The sequence below is a fragment of the Nonomuraea sp. CA-218870 genome (genome assembly GCF_050936535.1).
In the GTDB taxonomy this organism is placed as follows: domain Bacteria; phylum Actinomycetota; class Actinomycetes; order Streptosporangiales; family Streptosporangiaceae; genus Nonomuraea; species Nonomuraea corallina.
Map to the genome: position 1 here is coordinate 3,516,879 of NZ_JBNJMN010000001.1, position 26,678 is coordinate 3,543,556.

Below are 26,678 nucleotides of genomic sequence, written 5' to 3' on the forward strand. Positions count from 1 at the left end.
GCGCCCGCTCCTGGGGGCCGGACGGGCCCGTGGGCGGCAGTCCGCCGGTGTCGCGGGAGGGCCGGGTGCCGGTCCGGCTCGTCGTCGCGCTGGTGGTGGCCGCGCTCGCCGTCCTGGCGGCGGGGGCGTGGCTGTGGTCCGGGCGGGAGGCGCCCCGGCCCGCGACGCTGCGCGCCCAGCCCACGTCGGCGCTGTACGCGCTCGTCGACTCCCGTGAGGCCGACCCCCGTCCGCTGACGGTGGCCGAGGTCTTCACCGACGCGACGCGGACCCTGGGGGAGCTGCGGCGCGAGGCGGTCGAGGAGTTCGCCGACTGCGCGGACGCGCTGTGGGGGGTCGAGGCCGGCGGGTGCACGCAGGCGCTGCGTGCGACGTACGTGGGGGAGGGGGCGGCGGGGCAGTTCGTCATCCTCAACCTCCCCGACGGGCGCGCCGCCGACGCCATGGTCGCGGCGCTCGGCTCGGAGGGGTTCGTCCGGCAGGCGGTGGCCTTCGACCCGGCCCGCAGCCGGGCGGAGGCCCGCGCCCTGGGCCACTACGTGACGGTCAGCTGGGCCGGGGTGTCGCCGAGTGCCGCGGCCGCCGACCTCGTGCGGCCTCTCATCGATCTCGAAGGACTGAGCGCCGTCGTCCAGTCCCGCGTTCTCGACGCGACCTGAGCGTCCGAAAACCCCGCCGCGCGTCCGAAAAGCCTCACCCGTACGCAGGGAGGCTCTGAGGAGGGGTTATACCCAGGTTTCCGGTCCCCGAATCCTGGGTGTTCGCCGGGTTTCACCAGGTCGCTGGCTGACCTGGTGAAACGTGCGAAATGTTCGTGATGTGGACGCGATGGGCACCATTCGGGCAGCGTGCGGTAACCTCTACACACGAAACGCAGCAGGGCCAACGTCGTCCCCGCCTGTAAGCAGTCCCAGACAGACGATGACGACGGGAGGGATGCAATGCCTGCTGCCCACCTCGGGTTCCCCGAGCCCCAGGGCCTCTACCACCCCGCCAACGAGCATGATGCCTGCGGTGTCGCCATGGTGGCCGACGTCGCGGGCCGCCGGGGGCACGGGATCGTGGTCAAGGCGCTGACGGCGCTGTGCAATCTTGATCATCGGGGGGCCAAGGGTAGCGAGCCGGACACCGGCGACGGAGCCGGGATCCTCACCCAGATCCCCGACGCCTTCTACCGCGCGATCACCGACTTCCCGCTGCCCGCCGCCGGGCAGTACGCCACCGGCCTCGCGTTCCTGCCGATCGACGAGCAGGCGCGGGCCATCGCCACCGGCATGATCGAGGAGATCGCCGCAGAGGAGGGCCTGACCGTCCTCGGCTGGCGCGACGTGCCGGTCGACCAGACGCTGCCGGGGCCGACCGCCCGCGCGGTCATGCCGTACTTCAAGCAGCTCTTCGTGTCCTCGCCCGGCGGCGAGAGCGGGGCCGACCTCGACAGGCTCGCGTTCTGCCTGCGCAAGCGGGCCGAGCACGAGGTGGACGTCTACTTCCCGTCCCTGTCGGCGCGCACGGTCGTCTACAAGGGCATGCTCACGCCCGACCAGGTCGAGCCGTTCTTCCCGGACCTGTCCGACGAGCGCTACGAGAGCGCGATCGCGCTGGTCCACTCGCGCTTCTCCACCAACACCTTCCCGAGCTGGCCGCTCGCCCACCCGTACCGCTACGTCGCGCACAACGGCGAGATCAACACCGTCAAGGGCAACCGCAACTGGATGCGCGCCCGCGAGGCCATGCTCGCGTCCGACCTGATCCCCGGCGACCTGGCGCGGCTCTTCCCGATCTGCGACCCCGACGCGAGCGACACCGCCTCCTTCGACGAGGTGCTGGAGCTGCTTCACCTCGGCGGCCGCAGCCTGCCGCACGCCGTGCTCATGATGATCCCGGAGGCGTGGGAGAACCACACCGAGATGGATCCCTCGCGCCGCGCCTTCTACGAGTTCCACTCCTCCCTGATGGAGGCCTGGGACGGCCCGGCGTCGATCACGTTCACCGACGGCACGCTCGCCGGCGCCGTGCTCGACCGCAACGGCCTGCGCCCCGGCCGCTTCTGGGTGACCGCCGACGGGCTCGTCGTGCTCGCCTCCGAGGCGGGGGTGCTGGACTTCAAGCCCGAGGACGTGGTCCGCAAGGGCCGCCTGCAGCCGGGCCGGATGTTCCTCATCGACACCGCCCGCGGCAAGATCATCGAGGATGGCGAGATCAAGGCCGAGCTGGCCGCCGCGCTGCCGTACCAGGAGTGGCTGCACGCGGGGCTGGTCAGGTTCGAGGAGCTGCCCGCGCGGCAGCGGGAGATCCCCAGCCACGAGGCGCTCGTCAAGCGGCAGCAGACCTTCGGCTACACCGAGGAGGAGCTGCGCGTCATCCTCAGCCCGATGGCCCGCACCGGCGTCGAGCCGATCGGCTCCATGGGCACCGACACCCCGGTCGCGGTGCTCAGCGAGAAGCCCAGGCTGCTGTTCGACTACTTCAGCCAGCTGTTCGCCCAGGTGACCAACCCGCCGCTGGACGCGCTCCGCGAGGAGCTGGTGACCAGCCTGGCCAGCACGCTCGGCCCCGAGGGCAACCTGCTCGACCCCGGCCCGACGTCCTGCCGCCAGCTCGTGCTGCCCTACCCGGTGATCGACAACGACGAGCTCGCCAAGATCATCCACATCAACGACGAGCACGACCTGCCGGGCCTCCATCCGCACGTCGTCTCCGGCCTGTACGAGGTCGCGGGCGGCGGCGAGGCGCTGCTGCACCGCCTCGACGAGATCCGGGCCGAGGTCTCGCAGGCCATCGCCGACGGCGCCCGGGTCATCGTGCTGTCCGACCGCGGCTCCGGCGAGGCGCTCGCGCCCATCCCGTCGCTGCTGCTCACCGGCGCGGTGCACCACCACCTCATCCAGGAGAAGACCCGGACCAAGATCGGCCTGGTGGTCGAGACCGGCGAGGCCCGCGAGTGCCACCACATGGCGCTGCTGATCGGCTACGGCGCCGGCGCGGTCAACCCGTACCTCGCCATCGAGACCGTCGAGGACCTGGTCGACGGCGGCGCGCTCCAGGTCGACAAGCGCAAGGCCGTGCGCAACCTGATCAAGGCGTACGGCAAGGGCGTCATCAAGATCATGTCCAAGATGGGCGTGTCGACCGTGGCCTCCTACACCGGCGCGCAGATCTTCGAGGCGCTCGGGCTCAGCCAGGAGGTCATCGACTCCTGCTTCACCGGCACCACCTCCCGGCTCGGCGGCGTCGGCTTCGACGTGCTCGCCAGAGAGGCCGCCGAGCGTCACCGGCACGCGTACCCGAGGGCCGAGAACGCCCACCGCCGGCTCCAGGTCGGCGGCGAGTACCAGTGGCGGCGCGAGGGCGAGCCTCACCTGTTCAACCCCGAGACCGTCTTCAAGCTGCAGCACGCCACCCGCACCCGCCGCTACGAGATCTTCAAGGAGTACACCAGCCTGGTCGACTCCCAGGCGGAGCGGCTGATGACCCTGCGCGGCCTGTTCAGGCTCCGTCCCGGCAAGGCGATCCCGATCGAGGAGGTCGAGCCCGTCTCGGAGATCGTCAAGCGGTTCTCCACGGGCGCGATGTCGTACGGCTCGATCTCGATGGAGGCGCACGAGACGCTCGCCATCGCGATGAACCGGCTGGGCGGCAAGTCCAACACCGGGGAGGGCGGCGAGGACCCCGAGCGGCTCTACGACCCGGCCCGCCGCTCGGCGATCAAGCAGGTGGCCTCCGGCCGGTTCGGCGTCACCTCCGAATACCTGGTGAACGCCGACGACCTGCAGATCAAGATGGCCCAGGGCGCCAAGCCCGGCGAGGGCGGCCAGCTGCCCGGCCACAAGGTCTACCCGTGGATCGCCAAGACCCGCCACTCCACGCCCGGCGTCGGCCTCATCTCGCCGCCGCCGCACCACGACATCTACTCCATCGAGGACCTGGCCCAGCTCATCCACGACCTGAAGAACGCCAACCCGCGGTCCAGGGTCCACGTGAAGCTGGTCGCCGAGGTGGGCGTCGGCACGGTCGCGGCCGGGGTGTCCAAGGCGCACGCCGACGTGGTGCTCATCTCCGGCCACGACGGCGGCACCGGCGCCTCCCCGCTGACCAGCCTCAAGCACGCGGGCGCGCCGTGGGAGCTCGGCCTGGCCGAGACCCAGCAGACGCTGCTGCTCAACAACCTGCGCGACCGCATCGTGGTGCAGGTCGACGGCCAGCTCAAGACCGGCAGGGACGTGGTCATCGCCGCCCTGCTGGGCGCCGAGGAGTACGGTTTCGCCACCGCGCCCCTCGTGGTCAGCGGCTGCGTGATGATGCGGGTCTGCCACCTCGACACCTGCCCGGTGGGCGTCGCCACGCAGAACCCGGAGCTGCGCAGGCGGTTCGGCGGCAAGCCCGAGTTCGTGGTCAACTTCTTCGAGTTCATCGCCGAGGAGATCCGCGAGTATCTCGCCGAGCTGGGCTTCCGCTCGCTCGACGAGGCCATCGGGCACGTCGAGATGCTGGACACCACGGCCGCCGAGGACCACTGGAAGGCGAGCGGGCTCGATCTGTCGCCGATCCTGCACCGTCCGGAGCTGCCCGCGAGCGCGGCGCTGCGCCGGGTCGGCGCCCAGGACCACGGCCTGGAGCACGCCCTGGACAACACCCTCATCCAGCTGGCCGAGGGCGCGCTCAACGACGGCACCCCGGTCACCCTGGACCTGCCGATCCGCAACGTGAACCGCACGGTCGGCACCATGCTGGGCTACCAGGTCACCAAGCGCCACGGCGGCAAGGGCCTGCCCGACAACACCATCGACATCTCCTTCACCGGCTCGGCGGGCAACTCGTTCGGCGCGTTCGTGCCCCGCGGCATCACGCTGCGGCTCACCGGCGACGCCAACGACTATGTCGGCAAGGGCCTGTCCGGCGGGCGCATCACGCTCCGGCCGTACGAGGAGGCGCCGCTCGACGGTCACATCATCGCCGGGAACGTCGGCCTGTACGGCGCCACGTCCGGAGAGGTGTTCATCCGCGGCGTCGCCGGGGAGCGGTTCTGCGTGCGCAACTCCGGCGCGACCGCCGTCGTCGAGGGCGTCGGCGACCACGGGTGCGAGTACATGACCGGCGGCAAGGTGGTCGTGCTCGGCCCCACCGGGCGCAACTTCGCGGCCGGCATGTCCGGCGGCGTCGCCTACCTGCTCGACCTCAAGGCCGAGCGGGTCAACCGGGAGATGGTCGCCATCGAGGCGCTCACCGGGGAGGACGCCGACTTCCTCAAGGAGGCCGTCGAGAAGCACTTCGCCGAGACCGGCTCCCCGGCCGCCAAGCAACTGCTGGCCGACTGGGACGCCGCGCTCGGCCGGTTCGGCAAGATCATGCCGACCGACTACAAGCGGGTCCTGGAGGCCGCGGAGGCCGCCCGGATCGAAGGCAGGGACATCGACGAGGCCGTCATGACGGCCGCGGTTCAGGGTTAAGGGAGGCGTACCGATGGCTGACCCCAAGGGGTTCCTCACGCACGAGCGGGAGCTGCCGGCGCGCCGCCCGGTCGACGTCCGCATCGGCGACTGGCGTGAGGTCTACCAGGATTTCACGCAGGACAAGCTGACCAAGCAGGCGGCCCGCTGCATGGACTGCGGCATCCCGTTCTGCCACAACGGCTGCCCGCTGGGCAACCTCATCCCCGAGTGGAACGACCTGGTCCACCGCACCGACTGGCGCGAGGCGATCGAGCGGCTGCACGCCACGAACAACTTCCCGGAGTTCACCGGCAGGCTCTGCCCGGCTCCGTGCGAGGCGGCGTGCGTGCTCGGCATCAACGCCGACCCGGTGGCGATCAAGCGGGTCGAGGTCGAGATCATCGACCGCGCGTTCGCCGAGGGCTGGGTCACCCCGCAGCCGCCGCAGCGCAAGACCGGCAAGCGGGTGGCCGTGGTCGGCTCCGGCCCGTCCGGGCTGGCCGCCGCCCAGCAGCTCACCCGCGCCGGTCACGACGTGGTGGTGTACGAACGCGCCGACCGCGTCGGCGGCCTGCTGCGCTACGGCATCCCCGAGTTCAAGATGGAGAAGCGGCACATCGACCGCCGTCTGGCGCAGATGCGGGCCGAGGGCACCGAGTTCCGCACCGGCGTCAACGTCGGCCTCGACGTCACCGCCGCCGAGCTGCGCGAGCAGTACGACGCGGTGGTGCTGTGCGGCGGCGCCACCCTGTGGCGCGACCTGCCGGTGCCGGGCCGCGACCTCAAGGGCGTCCACCAGGCGATGGAGTATCTGCCGCTGGCCAACAAGGTCCAGGAGGGCGACCTCCCGGTCTCCCCGATCTCCGCCGAGGGCAGGCACGTCGTGGTCATCGGCGGCGGCGACACCGGCGCCGACTGCATCGGCACCGCCATCCGGCAGGGCGCCGCGTCCGTCACCCAGCTGGAGATCATGCCGCGGCCGCCCGCCGCACGGCCGGCCGGGCAGCCGTGGCCGACGTTCCCGATCCTGTTCAAGACGGAGAGCGCCCACGAGGAGCTCGCCGTCCAGGGCGGGGAGCGGGTGTACGCGGTGTCCACCACCGAGTTCGCCGGTGACGCCGACGGCAACGTCAGGGCGCTGCGCCTGGTCGAGGTCGAGGGGCCGCGGGCCGGCTTCAAGCCGATCCCCGGCACCGAGCGGGAGATCCCTGCCGACCTGGTCACGCTCTCCATGGGTTTCGTCGGCCCGGAGCGGGGCCCGCTGCTCGGCGACCTGGCGGAGCTGGGCGGCGAGGGCTTCTTCGACGCCCGGGGCAACGTCGCGCGTGACAAGACCTACATGTCCAAGGTCGACGGCGTGTTCGTGGCCGGCGACATGGGCCGCGGTCAGTCGCTCATCGTCTGGGCGATCGCCGAGGGCCGCGCCGCCGCCAGCGGCGTCGACCGCTACCTGACCGGTGACACGGCGCTGCCGTACCCGATCCTGCCGACGGCCCGTCCGCTCGTCTGACGCGTCCGTGAACGCCCGTCCCGCTCGCCGGGACGGGCGTTCACGCTGTCCGGGGGAGGGGGCGTACCGGCGGGGGTTGCATCAGTTGCCGCAGGTCGGGAAGATGCACATTCTCGGAAAACACATAAGATAGGGGAGAAATGCGGCGAATTACTCCCATCCTTACAGCGCTGGCCACGATGGTCACGCTCACCGCCTGCACCCCCTCCGCCCCCGCGGCCACCGCCACGGCGGACACCGAGTACCTCGTCTTCTACGCCGACGGCCGGCGCTCCGACGCGCTCGCCGCCGTCCGGGAGGCGGGCGGCACCCCGACCGGCACCGAGAGCGGCACCGAGGCCGGCACTGGGACCGGCACCGAGACCGGCACTGAGGCCAAGCTCGGCTATGTCCTGGCCCGCGGCCACGACGACCGCTTCCCCGAGACCGTCGGCGCCGACCCCGCCGTGGTCGGCGTCTCCGCCGACCGCGCCATCGGGCGCACCACCGCCGTCCCCGCCACGGCGTTCCCCGACGCGTCCGCCTTCAGCGAGAAGGGCACGGGCGAGCCGCTCGCCGGCCGCCAGTGGGACATGCGGATGATCGGCGCCGACCGCGCCAACCAGAAGGCGCCCGGCAGCGAGAAGGTCCTCGTCGGCGTCATCGACACCGGGATCGACGGCACCCACCCCGACATCGCGCCCAACTTCAACCGCGAGCTCAGCCGTAACTTCGTCACCGACCGGCCCAAGGACGACAACGGGGAGAACCTCGACGGCCCCTGCGAGGCCGACGGCTGCAAGGACCCCGTCGACCGGGACGACGACGGCCACGGCACGCACGTCGCCAGCACCATCGCCTCGCCGCTCAACGGCGTGGGCATCGCCGGCGTGGCCCCCGGGGTCCAGCTCGTCAACATCCGGGCCGGCCAGGACTCCGGCTTCTTCTTCCTCAAGGCCAGCCTCGACGCGCTGACCTACGCCGGCGACATCGGCGTCGACGTGGTCAACATGAGCTACTACGTCGACCCGTGGCTGTTCAACTGCACGGCCAACCCGTCCGACAGCAAGACGGAACAGCTCGAACAGCGCGCCATCATCACCGGCATGCAGCGCGCCCTCGACTACGCCAGGAGCAAGGGCGTCACCCTCATCTCCGCGCTCGGCAACGGCGCCACCGACCTCGGGCGGCCGAAGACCGACGACGACAGCCCCGGCTACCCGCGCGGCGAGGAGAAGGTCCGCCGCGTCGACAACACCTGCCTCAACGTCCCCGCGGAGTCCAACGGCGTCATCTCCGTCGCCTCGGTCGGCCCCTCCGGCCGCAAGGCCGTCTACAGCGACTACGGCGTCGAACAGGCCGACCTCGCCGCGCCCGGCGGCGACTCGCTCGACGGCAAGGGCGCCTCCGCGAACCGCACCATCCTCGCCGCCGCCCCCGAGAAGGCGCTGCGCGCCAACGGCCGCATCGGGGCCGACGGCAAGCCCAAGGGCGCGGACGTCGTGCGCGACTGCACCGGCGGCACCTGCGCCTACTACCAGTACCTGGAAGGCACCTCGATGGCCGCGCCGCACGCCGCCGGGGTGGCCGCCATCCTCATCAGCCGCTTCGGCCGCCCGGGGCCCGGCGGCGTCGCCCTCGCCCCCGCCACCGTCGAGAAGTACCTGTACGAGACGGCCACGCCGACGGCGTGCCCGAGCCCGCGCGGGTTCGTCTACGACGTGTACGGGGAGAAGACGACCCATCTGTGCGAAGGCGGGCCGGACAAGAACGGCTTCTTCGGCCACGGTCTCGTCGACGCCCTCGAGGCGGCCACCTTCGAACCGTGACCCATATGCGGGGTACGTTCTCCGGCGACCTTGACTGCCAAGTGGTCTGTACCAATTAAGGTAGGACGCGTGACACGTCGCGCGAAAATCGTCTGCACCCTAGGCCCAGCCACGTCCTCCCCCGAACGTCTGCGCGAGCTCATCGCCGCGGGCATGGACGTCGCACGGTTCAACCTCAGCCATGGCGACCATGACATGCACAGAGAGGTCTTCGACCGGGTCAGGGAGGTCGCGGCCGATCTCGGCCGCGGTGTAGGCGTCCTCGCCGATCTGCAGGGTCCCAAGATCCGCGTCGGCCGCTTCGAGGAAGGCCCGGTCCGGCTCGGCTTCGGCGACGTCTTCACGGTCACCGCCGAAGACGTGCCCGGCGACCGCGAGCAGGTCTCCACCACCTACAAGGGCCTGTCCAACGACGTCCGCCCCGGCGACACCATCCTGGTCGACGACGGCAGGCTCGTGCTGGAGGTGACCCGCGTCGACGGCGAGCGGGTCGTCACCCGCGTCGTCATCGGCGGCATGATCTCCGACAACAAGGGCCTCAACCTCCCCGGCGTCAACGTCAGCGCCCCCGCGCTGACCGACAAGGACGAGACCGACCTGCGCTGGGCGCTGCGCACCGGCTTCGACATGATCGCGCTGTCGTTCGTCCGCCGTCCCTCCGACGCCGACGTCGTGCGCAACATCATGGAGCAGGAGGCCGTCCGCCTCCCCCTCCTCGCCAAGATCGAGAAGCCGCAGGCGGTCGAGCGCCTCCCCGAGATCGTCGAGGCCTTCGACGGCATCATGGTCGCCCGCGGCGACCTGGGCGTGGAGCTGCCGCTGGAGCAGGTGCCGATCGTCCAGCGGCGCATCATCGAGCTGTGCCGCGAGAAGGCCCGCCCGGTCATCGTCGCCACCCAGATGCTCGACTCGATGATGAACGCCCCCCGCCCCACCCGCGCCGAGGCCTCCGACGTCGCCTACGCCGTCATGGACGGCGCGGACGCGGTCATGCTGTCGGGCGAGACCTCCGTCGGCAACTACCCGGTCGAGGCCGTCTCGACGATGGACCGCATCGCCTGCGCCGCCGAGGCGTCGTCGCTGCACGCCACCCACACCCTGGAGCGCATGCCGGAGACCACCGGCGGCGCCATCGCCCGCGCCGCCGCCGAGGTCGGCGCCATCGTCGGGGCCAAGGCGCTGGTGGCCTTCACCATGTCCGGCGAGACGGCCCGCCGGCTGGCCCGCTACCGCTCGCCGATCCCGCTGCTCGCCTTCACCTCCTCCCCCCACGTGCGGGGCCAGCTCTCGCTCACCTGGGGGGTGGAGACGTTCCAGGTGCCGTTCGTGCACCACACCGACGACATGGTCCGGCAGGTGGAGGCGTCCCTGCTGTCGCTGAACCGCCTGGAGAAGGGCGACAAGGTGGTCATCGTCGCCGGCTCGCCCCCCGGCACCCACGGCTCCACCAACGCCCTGCGCGTCCACACGATCGGTTCCGCCGTCTCCCACGGCAACTAGGACCGGGGGGGCCGGGCGCTCGCGGCCCGGCCCTCCGCACCCTGCTTCAGTTGGCGTGGAGCGCCTCGTTCAGCTCCACGCCGGTGCCCTGGCGGGCCACCACCTCCACGGCGCCCGTCTCGGAGTTGCGGCGGAACAGCAGCCCGTCGCGTCCCGACAGCTCCCTGGCCTTCACCACGTCGCCGCCGGGCAGGCGCACCTTCGTCCCGGCCGTCACGTACAGGCCGGCCTCGACGACGCAGTCGTCGCCCAGTGAGATGCCGATGCCGGCGTTCGCGCCGATCAGGCAGCGCTCGCCGACCGAGACGACCTGCTTGCCGCCGCCGGAGAGGGTGCCCATGATCGAGGCGCCGCCGCCCAGGTCGGAGCCCTCACCGAGGACGACCCCGGCCGAGATCCTGCCTTCGACCATGGACGCGCCGAGCGTGCCGGCGTTGAAGTTGACGAACCCCTCGTGCATCACCGTCGTGCCGCTCGCCAGGTGGGCGCCCAGGCGCACCCGGTCGGCGTCGGCGACGCGCACCCCGGACGGCACGACGTAGTCGACCATCCGCGGGAACTTGTCGATCCCGTACACCGTGACCGGCCCCTTGGCGCGCAGCCGCGCCCGCGTCACCTCGAAGCCCGCCACGGCGCACGGCCCGTGGTTGGTCCACACGACGTTCGCCAGCTTGCCGAACAGGCCCTCGAGGTTCACCCCGTGCGGCCGCACCAGCCGCGCCGACAGCAGGTGGAGCCGCAGGTAGGCGTCGTGGGCGTCGGCCGGGGGGTCGGAGAGCTTGGCGATGCCGGTGCGCACCGCCACGACCTCGACGCCGCGCGCCGGGTCGGGCCCCACCAGGCCGGCGAGCTCGCCGGCCGCCTCGGGAGCGAGCCGCTCGGTGCCCGTCACGGGCGGGTCGCCCAGCTCGGGCGCGGGGAACCAGGTGTCGAGTACGGTGCCGTCGGCGGCTATGGTGGCGAGGCCGACGCCGCCGGCGCCGGTCACGGTGGGATCGATAGCAGTCACATGCCTCAAAATACCGCGACGGGCCTCGTCAGAGCGCGCCCAGGTCGGCCGACAGCCAGTGCTCCGGCCGCATCCTGAACGTCACCAGCGCGCTCAGGTCCGACCCCTCGACGTAGCCGGGCACCGCCTCGATCGGGAGGTAGCGGGCGGCGATCCTGGTGAGCTGCTCCAGCGTCGTCGGGCCCGACCACACGACCGGCCCCTCCACCGACACGTACCGGTAGGTCGGGCTGGTCCGCTGCACCAGCAGCGCGAACCGGCCCGCCTTCGCGACCAGCACGGCCTTGCGCGACTCGCGGCCGGTGAGGAACTCCACGTCCCCGCCCGGCTCGTAGTCGTACCAGACGGGCACGCTCAGCGGCGCCCGGTCCGCGCCCGCGTCGACCGCCACGCCGGCCACATGCGGCTCCGCCAGGAACGTGGCCCGCTCCTTCGCGCTCAACCCCACGGCACCCACCTCCAGAGGACCACCACACCCGTTTCATTACCGATCATCGGCTGACTATGCCTCTGACCAGGAGTGGACGGGGTCCACGCACGGCGTGGGATGTCGTCGGAAGGGAAGGCCGCGGCCGGCCCCGCAAGGGGAGCCCGGGAAGTGCCCCGAGTGGGATTCGAACCCACACTGAATGGATTTTGAGTCCATCGACTCTGCCGATTGGTCTATCGGGGCGGCAGCGCCGGCCGCCGCACGGGGCACGACTCCAGGGGGTCGCGGTGCTGGGCCGACGTGGATCTAATCTACCGGACATCGGTACTCTTCTGCTCGTGAGTACGCAGCGACGAGTGGTGATCGCGGAAGACGAGGCGCTGATCCGCCTCGATCTCAAGGAGATGCTCCAGGAGGACGGATACGTCGTCGTGGGGGAGGCCGGGGACGGGGAGCAGGCCATCCGGCTGGCCACCGAGCTGCGGCCCGATCTCGTCATCCTGGACGTCAAGATGCCGGTGCTCGACGGGATCTCCGCGGCGGAGCGGATCGTGGCCGAGCGCATCGCGCCGTGCCTGATCCTCACCGCCTTCTCCCAGCGTGACCTGGTCGAACGGGCCAGGGAGGCGGGGGCGATGGCCTATCTGGTCAAGCCGTTCACCAAGGCCGACCTGGTGCCGGCGATCGAGATGGCGGTGAGCCGCCACGAGGAGATGGTGGCGCTGGCCGCCGAGGTGTCGGGCCTCACCGAGCGGCTGGAGACGCGCAAGCTGGTCGAGCGGGCCAAGGGCCGGCTGATGACGCAGCACGGGTGGAGCGAGCCGCAGGCGTTCCGCTGGATCCAGAAGGCGTCGATGGACCGGCGGCTGAGCATGCGCGAGGTCGCGCAGATCGTCATCGACGACGCGGCCGACCGGGGCTGAGCGCCCCGGCCGGGCCCGCCGGTCACGAGGTGGGCAGCCCGCACACGTCGAGCGCGTACTCGATGAGCCGGTGCTGGACGTCCTCGGGCGGGACGACGATGACGACGCGCTCGGCGCCTCCGTCGACGCTGGCCCGTACGGGGAAGAGGAAGGCCTTCTTGGCCTCGGCGAAGGCGTGCGGGTCGCAGCGCCCCGGGGTGAGCTGGACGGCGGCCTGGGCGCTGCGGGCGGTGGCGTCCAGTTGGGCGATCGGCGTCCCCTCGTCGACGGGGCCGGCGATGTAGTGGGTGGTGCCGTCGATGCGGTGGACGGTCACGGCGCCCTTGCCGCGGCGGGTGAGGGTGAGGGTGGTGTGCATGGCGTCGCCCACGCGCTTCCACCCGGGGCCGAAGGAGATGTCGGCCGCCTGCTTGATGAGGTGCTCCGAGCACTCGTCGCGCAGCAGCCGCGCCAGCAGCGGGTCGGGATGGGGCACCGGGAAGACGACCTTGCGCGGGTTCTGTTCCGCGCCGACGCGGACGTGGGCGACGACGGTGGCCTGCTGCGCCTCGGGGAGGCGGTCGGGCAGGCAGCGGGCTCCGCCGTAGGGGATGGGCAGGTCCGTCCGCTCGGACTTCGTGACGATGATATTCACCTTCTCCGGGGCTAATGTGGCGAATGATGCGGTCACCAACTGAACGTCAGCGAAGTGCACCGGAGTCCCCGTGGTGTTCCGGACCGCCACCTGCATCCTGTGTACGGGCTCGTCGGAACGCCACTGGGCCAGGGACACCGACACACCGGGCGGCGGCTCGGTAACGGACGGGGCGGCGCCGCCGGAGCAGCCGGCGAGGAGGGCGGCCGAGAGCGAGAGGGCCATGATGAGCTTCACTCGCCGCAGACTAAGCACGCACCGATCGCGAGCGTAAGTTGAGGACTGATTACGACTCCGCATCCAAGTGCCGACAGTTGCGCTCCTGCCCTGGCATCACCATCAGGCATTTTGTACGTTTCCACCATTCGATCGGGAACGCTCGGCGGTGCTGACGGATCCCGGCCTGGAATGAAGGAGATTACTTCATGGTCCGCATTGCTCCCGTGGGACGGGTGCTGGCTGTCGTGGCTGCCACCAGCCTCGCTCTGACAGCTTGCGGTGGTGGCAGCGACACCGCCGCCCCATCCTCGCCCGCCTCGGCTGCGCCATCGTCCGCGGCCCCCGCGGCCCAGGGCGACGGCACGCTGACCCTTGGCACGCTGCTGCCGCAGACGGGGTCGCTGGCGTTCCTCGGCCCGCCCGAGTTCGCGGGCGTCGACCTGGCCGTCAAGGAGATCAACGAAGCCGGCGGCGTGCTCGGCAAGGACGTCGCCAAGATCCACACGGACTCCGGCGACACCACCACCAACATCGCCTCCCAGTCGGTCGACAACCTGCTGGCGCAGAAGGCCGACGCCATCATCGGCGCCGCCTCCTCGTCGGTGTCGGAGACGGTGATCGACAAGATCACCGGTGCGGGCGTCGTGCACTTCTCCCCGGCCAACACCTCGGACAAGTTCACCACCATCGCCGACCAGGGCCTCTACTTCCGCACCTCCCCGCCGGACAAGCTGCAGGGCCGCGTCCTCGGTGACCTGATCGTGGCCGACGGCAACGCCACGGTCGCCATCATGGCCATGCAGGACTCCTACGGCACCGGCCTGGCCGACCAGGTCGCCAAGACCGTCCAGGACGGCGGCGCCGAAGTGGTCGAGCGGGTCGACTACGACCCGAAGGCGGCCGACTTCGCGGCCGACATCGCCAAGGTCAAGGCGAAGAACCCCGCGGCCGTCGTCCTGATCGGCTTCGAGGAGACCGCCAAGGTCATCAACGAGCTGGTCAAGCAGGGCCTGCCGGCCGACAAGCACAAGTGGTACATGGTCGACGGCAACACCTCCAACACCAACTACGTCAAGATGCCCAAGGGCACGCTGAAGGGCGTCAAGGGCACCATCCCCGGCGCCGCGTCTCCGGAGGACTTCCAGAAGAAGCTCCTCGAGATCAACCCCGACCTCGAGGACTTCAGCTACGCGCCGGAGTCGTACGACGCCGCCAACCTGATCGCCCTGGCCGCCGAGGCCGCCAAGAGCGACGCGGGCACCGCCATCGCGGCCAAGCTGGCCGAGGTCAGCAAGGGCGGCGAGAAGTGCAAGGACTTCCCGTCCTGCGTCGAGCTGCTCAAGGCCGGCAAGGACATCGACTACGACGGCGTGAGCGGTCCGGTCGAGTTCAACGACGCCGGTGACCCGGCCGTCGCCACCATCGGCATCTACGAGTACGGCGACGACAACAAGTACCCGACCAAGGCGCTCGAGTACCGCACGGGCAACATCGAGGGCTGACAGCTTCTCGGCTGAGCCATCAGGGCCCCGGTCCCCTCCCCCCTGAGGACCGGGGCCCTTTCACGTGCTCAGCCGCAGGTCCGCTCGATCCGCTCGGCCGCGGTCCGGTACTCCTTGAGCAGGGCCACCTGCCGGGGGCGCGGCACGTCCGCCGTGGACAGGCTCTCGGTGGTGGCCTCGACCGTGCGGACCGCGTCGCCGAGCGAGGCGGGCAGCCGGGGGCCGAACTGGAGGGTGATGCCGCGTACCTCGGCGAGACGGCCGAGCACGGCGTCCTCGAAGTGCTGCGCGTCCTCCTGGCCGGCGGGCTTCAGCAGCAGGTCCGCGTACCCGATGGCGGAGACCACGCGCGCGCACGGGTCGTCGTCGGGATCGCCGCCCGTGCTGTACGAGCCGCCGGCGGCGGGAGCCTGCTGGCAGGCGGCGAGCACGGGGAGCAGGAGCGCGAGCGCGAGAACAATACGACTCACCCGGACATTGAAGAACGGAGAAGGGGCCCGGGTGAAGCCCCTTCTCCGTTCGGGTGACCGATCTACGCCTTGGCGAGGGTGCCGAGGTACAGCTCGATGACCTTGGGGTCGTTGGCGAGCTGGCGCCCGGTGCCGGTGTAGGCGTTGCGTCCCTGGTCGAGGACGTAACCCCGGTGGCAGATCTGCAGGCAGCGCCGGGCGTTCTGCTCCACCATGATGATGGTGACGCCGGCCTTGTTGATCTGCTGGGCCTGGATGAACACCAGGTCCTGCAGCTTGGGCGACAGGCCCGCGGAGGGCTCGTCCAGCAGCAGCACCGACGGCTCTGTCATCAGCGCCCTGGCCATGGCCACCATCTGCCGCTCACCGCCCGACAGGGAGCCGGCGCGCTGCTTGCGCCGCTCCCTGAGCGCGGGGAACAGCTCACAGACGAACTCGAAGCGTTCCTTGAACTTGTTGGGCGCCTGGTAGGCGCCCATCTCGAGGTTCTCCTCGATGGTCAGGCTCGGGAAGACGTTGTTGGTCTGCGGGACGTAGCCGACGCCGCGCGAGACCAGCTGGTGCGCCTTCATGTTGGTGATGTTCTCACCCTTCAGCGTCACCGTGCCGCTGCGGATGTTGACCAGCCCGAACATCGCCTTGAGCAGGGTCGACTTACCGGCTCCGTTGGGGCCGATGATGCCGATCAGCTCGCCGTCGCCGACGTACAGGTCGGAGCCGTTGAGGATGTTGACCCCCGGCAGGTAGCCGGCGATCAGCTCGTCGCAGCGGAGCACGGCGTTCTCGGCGCCGCTCAGGTGGTCGCCGCGGTCGGTGACGGCGGCCTTGGACTCGGGGACGGCGTTCACTTCTTGTCCTCCTCGATCTCGGCCTCGAGCGCCTCCTCGGCCTCCTGGAGCTGCTCCTCCAGCTCGCTCTCGGTGAGCGGCGCGTCGTGGTGGGCGCCCAGGTAGGCGTCGATGACCCGCTCGTCGGACATGATGGTGTCCGGCGGGCCCTCGGCGATGACGGCGCCCTGCGCCATGACGATCACCCAGTCGCTGATGTCGCGCACCATGTCCATGTCGTGCTCGACGAACAGCACGCTCATGCCCTGCTCGCGCAGGTCCTTGACGTGACCGAGGAGTGACTGGGTGAGCGCCGGGTTGACGCCGGCCATGGGCTCGTCGAGCATCACCAGCTCGGGCTTGACCATGAGGGCGCGGGCCATCTCCAGCAGCTTGCGCTGGCCGCCCGAGAGCGAGCCGGCGAAGTCGTCGCGCTTGGCGTCGAGCTTGAACCTGGCCAGCAGCTCCTCGGCCCGGGTGGTGATCTCGTCCTCCTGACCGCGCCAGATGAAGGGCAGCAGCGCCTGCCAGAAGCTCTCGCCCGACTGGCCCTGCGCGCCCAGCCGCATGTTCTCCAGCACCGTCAGCCGCGACAGCGCCTTGGTGAGCTGGAAGGTGCGGACCATGCCGGCGCGGGCGACCTTGTGGGCCGGCACACCGTTCATCCGCCGTCCGTTGAACGTCCACTCGCCCGAGTCGGCGGTGTCGAAGCCCGTGAGCTGGTTGAAGAACGTGGTCTTGCCCGCGCCGTTGGGGCCGATGAGCGCGGTGATGGAGCCCCGCTGGATCTCCACGTGCTTGACGTCGACGGCGGTCAGGCCGCCGAAGCGGCGCACGACGTTGTCGACCACGAGGATCGGGTCGGGCTTGGCCACGCCCGGCTCGCGTGGCATGTCCTTGAAGACCGCCTGCGCGGCGGCCTTGCGGTCGGTGGTGGTCTCAGCGTGCATTGATCGCCAGCTCCCTCTTGTCCCCGAAGATACCTTGCGGCCGGTAGACCAACAGGAGGATCAGCCCCAGCCCGACCAGCAGGAAGCGGAACGGGCCGACCTGCGTGATGTCCATGAAGGGGAGGAGACCGGACTGCACCGCGCCGGTGAGCAGGCCGTTGACGAGCACCAGCAGCACCCAGAAGATCGACGCGCCGACCACCGGGCCGAACACGCGGGCGGCGCCGCCCAGGATGACGATCGTGTACGCGAAGAACGTGGTCTCGGTGCCGAAGATGTCGGGCTGCACGGACCCGGTGGCGAGGCCGTAGATGAAGCCGCCCAGGCAGCCGAGCACGCCGCCGAGGATCAGCGACTGCATCTTGTAGGAGAACACGTTCTTGCCGAGGCTGCGCACGGCGTCCTCGTCCTCGCGGATGGCCTTGATCACGCGGCCCCACGGGCTCTTCATCAGCAGGTAGACGATGAGACAGGAGATCGCGATCAGGGCCCAGGCGACGCTGAGCACCCACATCTCGCGTTCGTTGAAGCTCAGCGGCCAGAACCCGTAGCTGCCCTGCGGGTAGGGGTTGATGTCGTAGAACCCCTGGGAGAAGCCGCGCCGCCCGTCGGAGCCGCCGAAGACGTCCTTGAACTCCACGGAGCGGAAGATGAGCCTGACGATCTCCGCCGCGGCGATGGTGACGATGGCCAGGTAGTCGGCCCTCAGCCGCAGCGTCGGGATGCCCAGCAGGAGGGCGAGCAGCACGGCGGCGGCCAGGCCGACCGCGATGCCGATCCAGAACGGCAGCCCGAGCGTGGTCACGGTCACGGCCAGGCCGTAGCCCGCGACGGCGAGGAACGCCGACTGGCCGAAGTTGAGCAGCCCGGTGTAGCCGAAGTGGATGTTGATGCCGATCGCGGCGAGCGCGTACCACACCGTCTCGACGCCGACGGCGGCCTTGACGGTGGTGGAGAGGATGATGTCCCAGTTCATGATTCCCCCGGTCAGCCGATCCGCTCTCGGCGGCCGAGGATGCCCTGCGGCCGGAAGAGGAGCACGAGGATGAGGACGGCCAGCGCGCCGACGTTCTTGAGCTCCGGTGGCACCCACAGCGTCGAGATCTGGATGAACAGGCCGACGATGATCGACCCCACCAGCGCGCCGAAGGCGGTGCCGAGGCCGCCGAGCGTGACTCCGGCGAAGATGAGCAGCAGCAGTTCCTGACCCATCGTGTACTTCAGGTTCTGCGACAGGCCGAGCATGATGCCCGCGAGCGCGGCGATGGCGCCGCCGCCGGTCCAGATGATGCGGATGATCCGGTCGACGTTGATGCCCGAGGACGAGGCCAGCGCCGGGTTGTCGGCGACGGCGCGGGCGGCCTTGCCGGTACGGGTGCGCAGCAGGGCGATGCCGACGATGATCAGCACGGCCAGCTCGATGCCCATCGAGATGAGGTTCTTCGGCGTGGCCGAGATGGGCCCGATCTCGAGGCCGGCCTGGGCGTTGTACTGGGCGTACGACTGGGTCTCGCCGCCGAAGAGGATGAGGAACAGGTACCTCATGAACAGCGCCACGCCGATCGAGACGATCATCGCGGCGATGATGCCGGTGCCGCGCCTGCGCAGGCTGCCCCAGAAGAACCGGTCCTGCGCGTAGCCCAGCCCGCCGGCCAGGATGACGGCGATGACGGCGGCCGGGATGATGTGCAGCCCGAACGGGACGTTGACGAGATAGGCGAGCAAGGCTCCCAGGGTGACGAGCTCGCCGTGGGCGAAGTTCGTCAGCCCGGTGGTGCCGTAGATGAGTGACAGGCCGAGCGCCGCCAGGGCGATGATCAGGCCCAGGTTGAACCCTTCGAAGGTGAGCTGGGCGGCGCGTTGCCAGAAGGCGCTGCTGCCGCCTCCTTCGTCGGGCGCCGCCGCGCCGTCCTCGCCCTTGGCGGTCAGCGCGAACAGGACGGTGGTCGGGTTGCCCTCGTACACGGTCGGGGCTCGCTGGTTGTTGCCCCCGCGGATCGCCATGTTCTGCGGGAGCGTGGCGGTGTCCAGCGTGACCTTGTACGAGCCGGGCTGGTCGATCGGCACTTCCCAAGTGCCCTTGGCGTCACTGGTGGCCTCTTGAACGGGTTGCCCGCTCTCGGTGGTCACCACGATCTTCACGCCGTTCACTGGCTGGCCTTGGAAGTTGAGTGTTCCCCTCAGGCTCTGTTCCGGTTCGGCCGCGTGGGCCGGAGCGGCGAGCAGCAGGATGAGTCCACCCAGGAAGGCCGTGAACGCGATCACGGCTCTGCGCAATGGTGCTCCCTCAGATAGGTCAAGGCGGGGTTTTGCCCCTCCATCTCGACACGCGGGCATCGCAGGCACGACTGGGATGCTGGCGGGAGCTTATTTCGCGTACGCCCGGTTCAGTATCCTTCGTCACCATTTAGTGACATGTGTGTGTCACTCATGTGAGGAAACAAAGGCGGCAGGTCAGGGGCGTAATCGAGGGATGCACCTGGCAGGCGATGATTACGGATGGACAACGGATCGGTGGAGGGATGAAAGAGCCCGAAGGGGGCCTTTGGGGCCATGCAAGGCTTCCCCGGCCTCACCTGTTATCTACTCGGCCTCCCCGCGGGCTCTAGGGCACACCACGGTAGCGACCCCTGGGGTGCATGCGCAAAGGTCGGGCAAAAGTTCGGCAAACGTCAGGCGTCACGCAGCATACAGATGAGACGGGAGGTGCAGATCCGCCGTCCGTCCTCGTCCGTGATCTCGATCGCGTAGGTCGCCAGCGTCCGCCCCGTATGCAGGGGAGTGGCCACCCCGGTGACGAAGCCCGACGTCGCCGAGCGGTGATGGGTGGCGTTGATCTCCACGCCGACCGCCACCTTGCCGGGTCCCGCGTGCAGCGCCGCCCCGGTCGAGCCCACCGTCTCCGCCAGCACCACCGAGGCCCCGCCGTGCAGCAGTCCGTACGGCTGCGTGTTGCCCTCCACCGGCATGCGGGCCACAACCCGCTCGGCCGAGGCCTCCAGGAACTCGATGCCCATGCGGTCGGCGAGCAGGCCGGTCTTGGAACGGGCGAACTTCAGGGCTACGGCGGGGTCGGTCCAGGGGGCGGTCGAGGGGTCGATCTGCGTCAAGGGGACGCCTCCACTCTTTCCAGCTCGGGTTTTCTGTCGCAGTCGCAGACTAGGCTGCCAATGTGCCGAAGAGTGAAGTGACCCCCAGCCGCCCGCGCCTGCTGTTGCTCGACGGGCATTCCCTGGCTTACCGCGCTTTCTACGCGCTCAAGGACGCCAACCTCATGACCACCGACGGTCAGCACACCGAGGCGGTCTACGGGTTCACGTCGATGCTGACCAACATCCTGCGCGACGAGCAGCCGACGCACATCGCGGTGGCGTTCGACCGCTCGGAGCCGACGTTCCGGCACGAGGAATACTCCGCTTACAAGGCCAACAGGGCCGAGACCCCCGAGGATTTCCGGGGCCAGATGCAGCTCATCTTCGAGCTGCTCGACATCCTGCGCATCCCGCGGCTGTCCAAGCCCGGCTTCGAGGCCGACGACCTCATCGCCACCCTGGCCACCCGCGCCTCCGCCGAGGGCATGGGCGTGCTCATCGTCACCGGTGACCGCGACGCGCTGCAGCTCGTCGACGACGACGTCACGGTGCTCATGACCCGCCGCGGCATCAGCGACATGACCCGCTTCACCCCCGAGGCGGTGCAGGAGAAGTACGGCCTCACCCCCCAGCAGTACCCCGACTTCGCCGCGCTCCGCGGCGACCCCAGCGACAACCTCGCCAGCATCCCCGGCGTCGGCGAGAAGACCGCCGCCAAGTGGGTGCGCGAGTACGGTTCGCTCACCGCCCTGGTCGACCGGGTCGACGAGGTCAAGGGCAAGGTCGGCGACAAGCTGCGCGAGCACGTCGCCCAGGTGCTGATGAACCGCCGGCTCACCGAGCTGCTGCGCGACGTGCCGGTCGAGGTCGAGCCCGCCGGCCTCCAGCAGGGCGCGTGGGACCGCGAGGAGCTCAACAAGCTGTTCGACACCCTGCAGATCCGCGGCGAGCTGCGCGAGCGCGTCTTCAAGACGCTCGGCACCGGCGAGCTGGAGCCCGACCAGGGCTTCGAGGTCGAGACCGTGATCCTCGGCCCCGACCGGGTGTCCGGCTGGCTGTCGGCCCTGCCGGCGGGCCGCGCGGGTCTGGCCTTCAAGGGCGCCTACGGCGGCGGCACCGGCCGCGTCGACGCCATCGCCGTCGCCTCGCCCGACGGCACCGCCGCCCACATCGACCCGGCCAAGCTCACCGAGGCCGACGAGGAGGCGCTGCGCGCCTGGCTGGCCGACGAGTCCAGGCCCAAGGCCGTCCACGACGCCAAGGGCCCGCTCCTGGCGCTGTGGGCGCAGGGCATGGACCTGCGCGGCCTCACCTGCGACACCGCCCTGGCGGCCTACCTGGCGATGCCCGGGCAGCGCACGTTCGCCCTGGAGGACCTCGCCAGGCGCTACCTCCACCGCGACCTGCGCGCCGAGGAGGAGTCCGACGGCCAGGCCGCGCTGTTCGGCGACGACGAGGACGCCCCGGCCAAGGACCTGGCGCTGCGCGCCCACGCGGTGCGCGAGCTGGCGGAGGCGCTGGAGGCCTTCCTGGCCGGCCGTGGCGGCACCCACCTGCTCACCGAGGTCGAGCTGCCCCTGCTGACCGTGCTGGCGGAGCTGGAGCGGGCCGGCATCGCCGTCGACCGCGACTACTTCACCGGCCTGGAGGCCGAGTTCGGCGCCGCGGTCAAGCACGCCGTCGAGGAGGCCCACCGGGTCGTCGGCGAGCAGTTCAACCTGGGCTCGCCCAAGCAGCTGCAGGAGATCCTGTTCGTCCGGCTCGGCCTGCCCAAGACCAAGAAGATCAAGACGGGCTACAGCACCGACGCCGACCAGCTCGCCTGGCTGGCCACCCAGACCGACCACGAGCTGCCGGTCATCATGCTGCGCCACCGCGACCAGACCAAGCTCCGCACGACCGTCGAGGGCCTGATCAAGGAGATCGCCGACGACGGCCGCATCCACACCACCTACAACCAGATCATCGCGGCGACCGGGCGGCTGTCGTCCGAGAAGCCCAACCTGCAGAACATCCCGATCCGCACCGCCGAGGGCCGCCGCATCCGGCAGGGGTTCGTCGTCGGCGAGGGCTACGAGACGCTGCTGACCGCCGACTACAGCCAGATCGAGCTGCGCATCATGGCCCACCTGTCGGGGGACGAGTCGCTGATCGCCGCCTTCGAGTCGGGCCACGACTTCCACCGGGCGACCGCCGCCCGGGTGTTCGACCTGCCGCCCGAGCAGATCGACGGCGAGCTGCGGGCCCGGATCAAGGCGATGAACTACGGCCTGGCCTACGGGCTGTCCGACTTCGGGCTCTCCGGGCAGCTCAACATCCCGGTCGCCGAGGCCAGGGCGCTCAAGGAGGAGTACTTCCAGGAGTTCGGCGGCGTGCGCGACTTCCTCCAGGAGATCGTCCGCCAGGCGCGCACCAACGGCTACACCGAGACCATGATGGGCCGCCGCCGCTACCTGCCCGACCTGACCAGCGACAACCGCCAGCGGCGGGAGATGGCCGAGCGGATGGCGCTCAACGCCCCCATCCAGGGCTCGGCCGCCGACATCATCAAGGTCGCCATGCTCCACGTGCGCCAGGCGCTCCGGGAGGAGGGGCTCTCCTCGCGGATGCTGCTTCAGGTCCACGACGAGCTGCTGTTCGAGGTCGCGCCCGGCGAGTTGGAGACGCTCCGGCAGCTCGTCACCGACCAGATGAACGCCGCCTACCACCTGCGGGTTCCGCTGGAGGTGTCGGTGGGGGTGGGACGCACCTGGGAGGACGCCGGTCACTAACTTTGCCCGGTTTTGTCCATTTTTGACGGGCGGCTCGCTTCCCCGAGCAGGGGAGTGATCTAGGGGCGCCATGGTCCTCCACTACCCTTGTGGGTTCATTCCCCCGAGTGGCACGGGAGTCCTGTGCGGTCCACATCGTTCCTCGAGCGGCTCGTCGCGTCGGCGAACGTCGCGGTCGTGGCGGTCGCGATCATCGGGCTCCTGGTGATCCCCGGCGAGCCCGACACGCGCGAGGTCGCCAAGTCACCGCAGCGCGCGTCCCCGGGGCCGACCGCCGCCGTCGAGGCGACGCCCCCGCCCGGGATCGTCGCCACGCCGGAGTCCGCCCGTGAGGTGAAGGCCAACGAGCTCGGCAAGGTGCCGGTGCTCATGTACCACCGCATCGTGGCCAAGCGGCGGGCCTCCATCGACCGCACCCCCGGCCAGCTGCGGCGGGAGCTGGACCAGCTCGCCCGGCAGGGTTACGTGCCGATCAGCGCCAGGGAGTTCGCCGCCGGCGACATCCGGGTGCCGGCCGGCAAGTTCCCCGTCGTGCTCACCTTCGACGACGGCCATTCCAGCCACTTCGGGCTCGACGCCGACGGCAACGTCAAGCGCGACACGGCGGTGGCGATCATCATGGAGACCGCCGCCAAGCACGACGGCTTCCGGCCCGTCGCCACCTTCTGGATCAACCACACGCCGTTCGGCCTGCGGACCGAGCGGGAGCAGGAGGCGGCCGTGCGGTGGCTGACCGGCAACGGGTTCGAGGTGGCCAGCCACACCTGGGGCCACCCCAACCTGCGGGCGCTGCCCACCGCGAAGGTCCGCAAGCAGCTGGCCAAGCTGGAACGCCTGCTCGTACGGCTGGGCGCCGGCCCGGCCAGGACCATGGCGCTGCCGTACGGGTCCATGCCGCGCGAGAAGAAGGCCGCGCGCTCCGGGGCGTGGCAGGGCACCCGGTACGACTTCGAGGGGGTCTTCCTCGCCGGGGCGGAGCCCTCGCTTTCGCCCTACGCGAAAAAATTCGATCGTGGCGCGATCCAGCGGATCCAGAGCAACGCCAAGAAGGGGGAGTGCCGCAAGTGGTGCTCACAGCACTGGCTGGAGTGGCTGAACAAGCACCCCGGTGAGCGTTACGTCTCCGACGGTGACCCCGGCCGGATCTCCATTCCGTCCCGGCTTAGGGGTAAGATCGGCGACAGGCGAGGTCTGCGGATCAACGCCTATTGACCGCCGGGGGCCGCAGCCGATGTGCTGCTTGGATTGACCCCGTCGCCTTGGTCTCATATGCTGATCGCTGCGCTGTGGGCTCGCGCGCGCCTCAGACGGAGCGGGCTCGCGCTCGGTCACGTCGACGTCGTAATTCCTCGGCTTGATGCGGAAGAGGGCCTGCCGCGCGTCCGCCACATCGACATCCTGTCCGCGTTCGGAGCAATTCCACACATGACGTCCAGCACTGAGGCCACCTCGAGCACCCCGCAGGTAGCGGTCAACGACATCGGGTCCGAGGAAGCCTTCCTCGCCGCGATCGACGAGACCATCAAGTACTTCAACGACGGCGACATCGTCGAGGGCACCGTCGTCAAGGTCGATCGAGACGAGGTCCTTCTCGATATCGGCTACAAGACCGAGGGAGTCATCCCCTCGCGTGAGCTTTCGATCAAGCACGATGTCGACCCAGCTGACGTCGTGGAGGTCGGCGAACACGTCGAGGCCCTGGTTCTCCAGAAGGAGGACAAGGAGGGCCGCCTGATCCTGTCCAAGAAGCGTGCTCAGTACGAGCGCGCCTGGGGCACGATCGAGAAGATCAAGGACGAGGACGGCATCGTCACCGGGACCGTCATCGAGGTCGTCAAGGGTGGGCTCATCCTCGACATCGGCCTGCGCGGCTTCCTCCCGGCGTCCCTCGTCGAGATGCGCCGTGTCCGCGACCTGCAGCCGTACGTCGGCCGCGAGCTCGAAGCCAAGATCATCGAGCTCGACAAGAACCGCAACAACGTGGTCCTGTCGCGCCGCGCCTGGCTGGAGCAGACCCAGTCCGAGGTTCGCCAGACGTTCCTCAACACCCTTCAGAAGGGTCAGGTCCGCAAGGGCGTCGTGTCCTCGATCGTCAACTTCGGCGCCTTCGTGGACCTCGGCGGCGTCGACGGTCTGGTCCACGTCTCCGAGCTGTCCTGGAAGCACATCGACCACCCCTCCGAGGTCGTCGAGGTCGGCCAGGAGGTCACGGTCGAGGTCCTGGACGTCGACATGGAGCGCGAGCGCGTCTCCCTGTCGCTCAAGGCGACCCAGGAAGACCCGTGGCAGCAGTTCGCCCGCACCCACCAGATCGGCCAGGTCGTGCCGGGCCGCGTCACCAAGCTGGTGCCGTTCGGCGCGTTCGTCCGGGTCGAGGAGGGCATCGAGGGCCTGGTCCACATCTCCGAGCTGGCCGAGCGCCACGTGGAGATCCCGGAGCAGGTCGTCCAGGTCGGCGACGAGATCTTCGTGAAGATCATCGACATCGACCTCGACCGTCGCCGCATCAGCCTGTCGCTCAAGCAGGCCAACGAGGGCGTCGGCGCCGAGGTCGAGTTCGACCCGACGCTCTACGGCATGGCGGCCACCTACGACGACCAGGGCAACTACATCTACCCCGAGGGTTTCGACCCGGAGACCGGGGAGTGGCTCGAGGGCTTCGACAAGCAGCGTGAGGAGTGGGAGCGGCAGTACGCCGAGGCCCAGACGCGCTACGAGGCCCACCGCAAGCAGATCGAGGAGGCTCGCAAGGCCGAGGCCGAGGCGGGCGAAGCGGCCCCGACGTCCTACGGTGAGCCGCAGGGCCAGCAGGGCGGCAGCGGCGGCGGCCAGTCGGCCCCGGCCGGCGGCGCCCTGGCCTCTGACGAGGCCCTGGCGGCCCTCCGCGAGAAGCTCGCGGGCGGCCAGAGCTGATCGCCTGTAGGTAAGCAGCACGTCGAAAGGCCCCGCACGACCCGTGCGGGGCCTTTCGCATGCCCACACCCCCCGGCCACCGAAGGCTCCGACGTGGCCCCCAGGCGGCCCCAGGCCGCCGAGCCGCACACGGGCAGCGGAACTCCCCCTTCCGGGCGTTATGGGGCATCTGAGGCGCCGACAGAGGGTGTCGGCCGGGACGGGGCCGCGTGTAGGGTGCTCGGCGTGGAGATCCAGCGGGCCGAGCCCGGCGACGCGGGCGAGATCCTGACCCTCCAGCGGGCGGCGTACGTGAGCGAGGCCCAGCTGTACGGCGACCCGTACATCCCGCCGCTGGTGGAGTCGCTCCAGCAGGTCCGCAAGGCCATCGAGACCGGCGTCACGCTCAAGGCGGTCGACGGCGGGCGGATCGTCGGCGCGGTGCGCGGCACCCTGGCGGGCACGACCTGTCTGGTGGGCCGCCTCGTCGTGGCCCCCGACCGGCAGGGGCGGGGCCTGGGCACGGCACTGCTGCGGGCGCTGCACGAGCGGGTGCCGGAGGCGGAGGCGTTCGACCTGTTCACCGGCCATCTGTCGGAGGGAAACCTGCGCCTCTACCGCCGCCTGGGCTACCGCGAGACCCGCCGCGAGCGCATGGACGACCACCTGACGCTCGTCCACCTGAGGCGTTGACCTCCCGGTAGGCTGCCGC

Annotated in this window: 20 protein-coding genes and 1 tRNA gene; 11 read left to right on the forward strand and 10 right to left on the reverse strand. The window is 70.2% G+C overall.

Annotation, left to right across the window (positions count from 1 at the left end; genetic code table 11):
* The first annotated feature begins 29 nt into the window (after positions 1-29).
* The 5 genes from ACQEUU_RS17030 to pyk all read left to right on the forward strand — a co-directional run bounded on the left by ACQEUU_RS17030 (position 30) and on the right by pyk (position 10,247).
* The gene (locus ACQEUU_RS17030; RefSeq protein ID WP_433066837.1) at positions 30-659 is read left to right on the forward strand and encodes a hypothetical protein; all 630 of its coding nucleotides are present in this window, start codon (positions 30-32) and stop codon (positions 657-659) included.
* Between the two features lie 282 nt (positions 660-941).
* A complete protein-coding gene (gltB, locus tag ACQEUU_RS17035; protein ID WP_433066840.1) occupies positions 942-5,447 on the forward strand; it encodes a glutamate synthase large subunit in 4,506 nt (1,501 codons plus the stop codon).
* A gap of 13 nt (positions 5,448-5,460) precedes the next feature.
* The gene (locus tag ACQEUU_RS17040; protein ID WP_433066842.1) at positions 5,461-6,939 is read left to right on the forward strand and encodes a glutamate synthase subunit beta; all 1,479 of its coding nucleotides are present in this window, start codon (positions 5,461-5,463) and stop codon (positions 6,937-6,939) included.
* A gap of 140 nt (positions 6,940-7,079) precedes the next feature.
* Positions 7,080-8,747, forward strand: coding sequence for a S8 family peptidase (locus tag ACQEUU_RS17045; protein WP_433066845.1), 1,668 nt, complete (start codon positions 7,080-7,082; stop codon positions 8,745-8,747).
* 69 nt (positions 8,748-8,816) lie between these two features.
* Positions 8,817-10,247 carry a pyruvate kinase gene (pyk, locus tag ACQEUU_RS17050; RefSeq protein ID WP_433066848.1) on the forward strand — a complete coding sequence of 477 codons (1,431 nt, stop codon included), beginning with the start codon at positions 8,817-8,819 and terminating at the stop codon, positions 10,245-10,247.
* 46 nt (positions 10,248-10,293) lie between these two features.
* Here pyk and dapD read toward each other — a convergent pair whose 3' ends face one another.
* From dapD to ACQEUU_RS17065, 3 genes are all read right to left on the reverse strand, one after another.
* Positions 10,294-11,256, reverse strand: a complete 963-nt coding sequence (dapD, locus tag ACQEUU_RS17055; RefSeq protein ID WP_433066851.1) for a 2,3,4,5-tetrahydropyridine-2,6-dicarboxylate N-succinyltransferase — start codon at positions 11,254-11,256, stop codon at positions 10,294-10,296.
* Positions 11,257-11,284: 28 nt separating this feature from the next.
* Entirely contained in the window at positions 11,285-11,704 is a 420-nt protein-coding gene (locus ACQEUU_RS17060) for a pyridoxamine 5'-phosphate oxidase family protein (RefSeq protein ID WP_433066854.1), read from the reverse strand.
* Between the two features lie 151 nt (positions 11,705-11,855).
* Positions 11,856-11,929, reverse strand: a tRNA-Leu gene (locus tag ACQEUU_RS17065).
* A 95-nt stretch (positions 11,930-12,024) separates the two neighbouring features.
* On the opposite strand from ACQEUU_RS17065, the gene ACQEUU_RS17070 reads away from it, so the two are divergent.
* Positions 12,025-12,609, forward strand: a complete 585-nt coding sequence (locus tag ACQEUU_RS17070; protein ID WP_433066857.1) for an ANTAR domain-containing response regulator — start codon at positions 12,025-12,027, stop codon at positions 12,607-12,609.
* A gap of 22 nt (positions 12,610-12,631) precedes the next feature.
* On the opposite strand, the gene ACQEUU_RS17075 is transcribed toward ACQEUU_RS17070, so the two are convergent.
* Positions 12,632-13,243: a hypothetical protein gene (locus ACQEUU_RS17075; protein WP_433066860.1), complete on the reverse strand. Its 612-nt coding sequence runs from the start codon at positions 13,241-13,243 to the stop codon at positions 12,632-12,634.
* A gap of 425 nt (positions 13,244-13,668) precedes the next feature.
* On the opposite strand from ACQEUU_RS17075, the gene ACQEUU_RS17080 reads away from it, so the two are divergent.
* Positions 13,669-14,964 carry an ABC transporter substrate-binding protein gene (locus ACQEUU_RS17080; RefSeq protein ID WP_433066862.1) on the forward strand — a complete coding sequence of 432 codons (1,296 nt, stop codon included), beginning with the start codon at positions 13,669-13,671 and terminating at the stop codon, positions 14,962-14,964.
* 68 nt (positions 14,965-15,032) lie between these two features.
* Here ACQEUU_RS17080 and ACQEUU_RS17085 read toward each other — a convergent pair whose 3' ends face one another.
* The 6 genes from ACQEUU_RS17085 to ACQEUU_RS17110 form a co-directional block, all read right to left on the reverse strand.
* Positions 15,033-15,434, reverse strand: coding sequence for a hypothetical protein (locus ACQEUU_RS17085; RefSeq protein WP_433066865.1), 402 nt, complete (start codon positions 15,432-15,434; stop codon positions 15,033-15,035).
* A 62-nt stretch (positions 15,435-15,496) separates the two neighbouring features.
* Positions 15,497-16,282, reverse strand: a complete 786-nt coding sequence (locus ACQEUU_RS17090; RefSeq protein ID WP_433066868.1) for an ABC transporter ATP-binding protein — start codon at positions 16,280-16,282, stop codon at positions 15,497-15,499.
* Positions 16,279-17,154: an ABC transporter ATP-binding protein gene (locus ACQEUU_RS17095; protein ID WP_433071873.1), complete on the reverse strand. Its 876-nt coding sequence runs from the start codon at positions 17,152-17,154 to the stop codon at positions 16,279-16,281. The genes ACQEUU_RS17090 and ACQEUU_RS17095 overlap by 4 nt, the downstream gene beginning before the upstream one ends.
* Positions 17,155-17,200: 46 nt before the next feature.
* Positions 17,201-18,187, reverse strand: coding sequence for a branched-chain amino acid ABC transporter permease (locus ACQEUU_RS17100; RefSeq protein WP_433066871.1), 987 nt, complete (start codon positions 18,185-18,187; stop codon positions 17,201-17,203).
* Positions 18,188-18,198: 11 nt separating this feature from the next.
* Positions 18,199-19,488, reverse strand: a complete 1,290-nt coding sequence (locus tag ACQEUU_RS17105) for a branched-chain amino acid ABC transporter permease (RefSeq protein ID WP_433066874.1) — start codon at positions 19,486-19,488, stop codon at positions 18,199-18,201.
* A gap of 395 nt (positions 19,489-19,883) precedes the next feature.
* Positions 19,884-20,228 (reverse strand): PaaI family thioesterase, encoded by a 345-nt coding sequence (locus tag ACQEUU_RS17110; RefSeq protein WP_433071875.1) that lies wholly within the window; start codon positions 20,226-20,228, stop codon positions 19,884-19,886.
* A gap of 155 nt (positions 20,229-20,383) precedes the next feature.
* Between ACQEUU_RS17110 and polA the strand changes: the two genes are divergently transcribed.
* From polA to ACQEUU_RS17130, 4 genes are all read left to right on the forward strand, one after another.
* Positions 20,384-23,074 (forward strand): DNA polymerase I, encoded by a 2,691-nt coding sequence (polA, locus tag ACQEUU_RS17115; RefSeq protein ID WP_433066877.1) that lies wholly within the window; start codon positions 20,384-20,386, stop codon positions 23,072-23,074.
* A 123-nt stretch (positions 23,075-23,197) separates the two neighbouring features.
* A complete protein-coding gene (locus ACQEUU_RS17120) occupies positions 23,198-24,286 on the forward strand; it encodes a polysaccharide deacetylase family protein (protein WP_433066880.1) in 1,089 nt (362 codons plus the stop codon).
* 213 nt (positions 24,287-24,499) lie between these two features.
* On the forward strand, positions 24,500-25,987 hold the full coding sequence (rpsA, locus tag ACQEUU_RS17125) for a 30S ribosomal protein S1 (protein WP_433066883.1): 1,488 nt from the start codon (positions 24,500-24,502) through the stop codon (positions 25,985-25,987).
* A 225-nt stretch (positions 25,988-26,212) separates the two neighbouring features.
* On the forward strand, positions 26,213-26,659 hold the full coding sequence (locus tag ACQEUU_RS17130; protein WP_433066886.1) for a GNAT family N-acetyltransferase: 447 nt from the start codon (positions 26,213-26,215) through the stop codon (positions 26,657-26,659).
* Positions 26,660-26,678 lie beyond the last annotated feature (19 nt).

What these genes read in the sequence shown, in the direction of transcription:
- gltB (WP_433066840.1), top strand. Translation starts at nt 942, where the DNA reads ATGCCTGCTGCCCACCTCGGGTTCCCCGAGCCCCAGGGCCTCTACCAC.
- ACQEUU_RS17040 (WP_433066842.1), top strand. Translation starts at nt 5,461, where the DNA reads ATGGCTGACCCCAAGGGGTTCCTCACGCACGAGCGGGAGCTGCCGGCG.
- ACQEUU_RS17045 (WP_433066845.1), top strand. Translation starts at nt 7,080, where the DNA reads ATGCGGCGAATTACTCCCATCCTTACAGCGCTGGCCACGATGGTCACG.
- ACQEUU_RS17080 (WP_433066862.1), top strand. Translation starts at nt 13,669, where the DNA reads ATGGTCCGCATTGCTCCCGTGGGACGGGTGCTGGCTGTCGTGGCTGCC.
- ACQEUU_RS17095 (WP_433071873.1), bottom strand. Translation starts at nt 17,154, where the DNA reads ATGCCACGCGAGCCGGGCGTGGCCAAGCCCGACCCGATCCTCGTGGTC.
- ACQEUU_RS17100 (WP_433066871.1), bottom strand. Translation starts at nt 18,187, where the DNA reads ATGAACTGGGACATCATCCTCTCCACCACCGTCAAGGCCGCCGTCGGC.
- ACQEUU_RS17110 (WP_433071875.1), bottom strand. Translation starts at nt 20,228, where the DNA reads ATGGGCATCGAGTTCCTGGAGGCCTCGGCCGAGCGGGTTGTGGCCCGC.
- rpsA (WP_433066883.1), top strand. Translation starts at nt 24,500, where the DNA reads ATGACGTCCAGCACTGAGGCCACCTCGAGCACCCCGCAGGTAGCGGTC.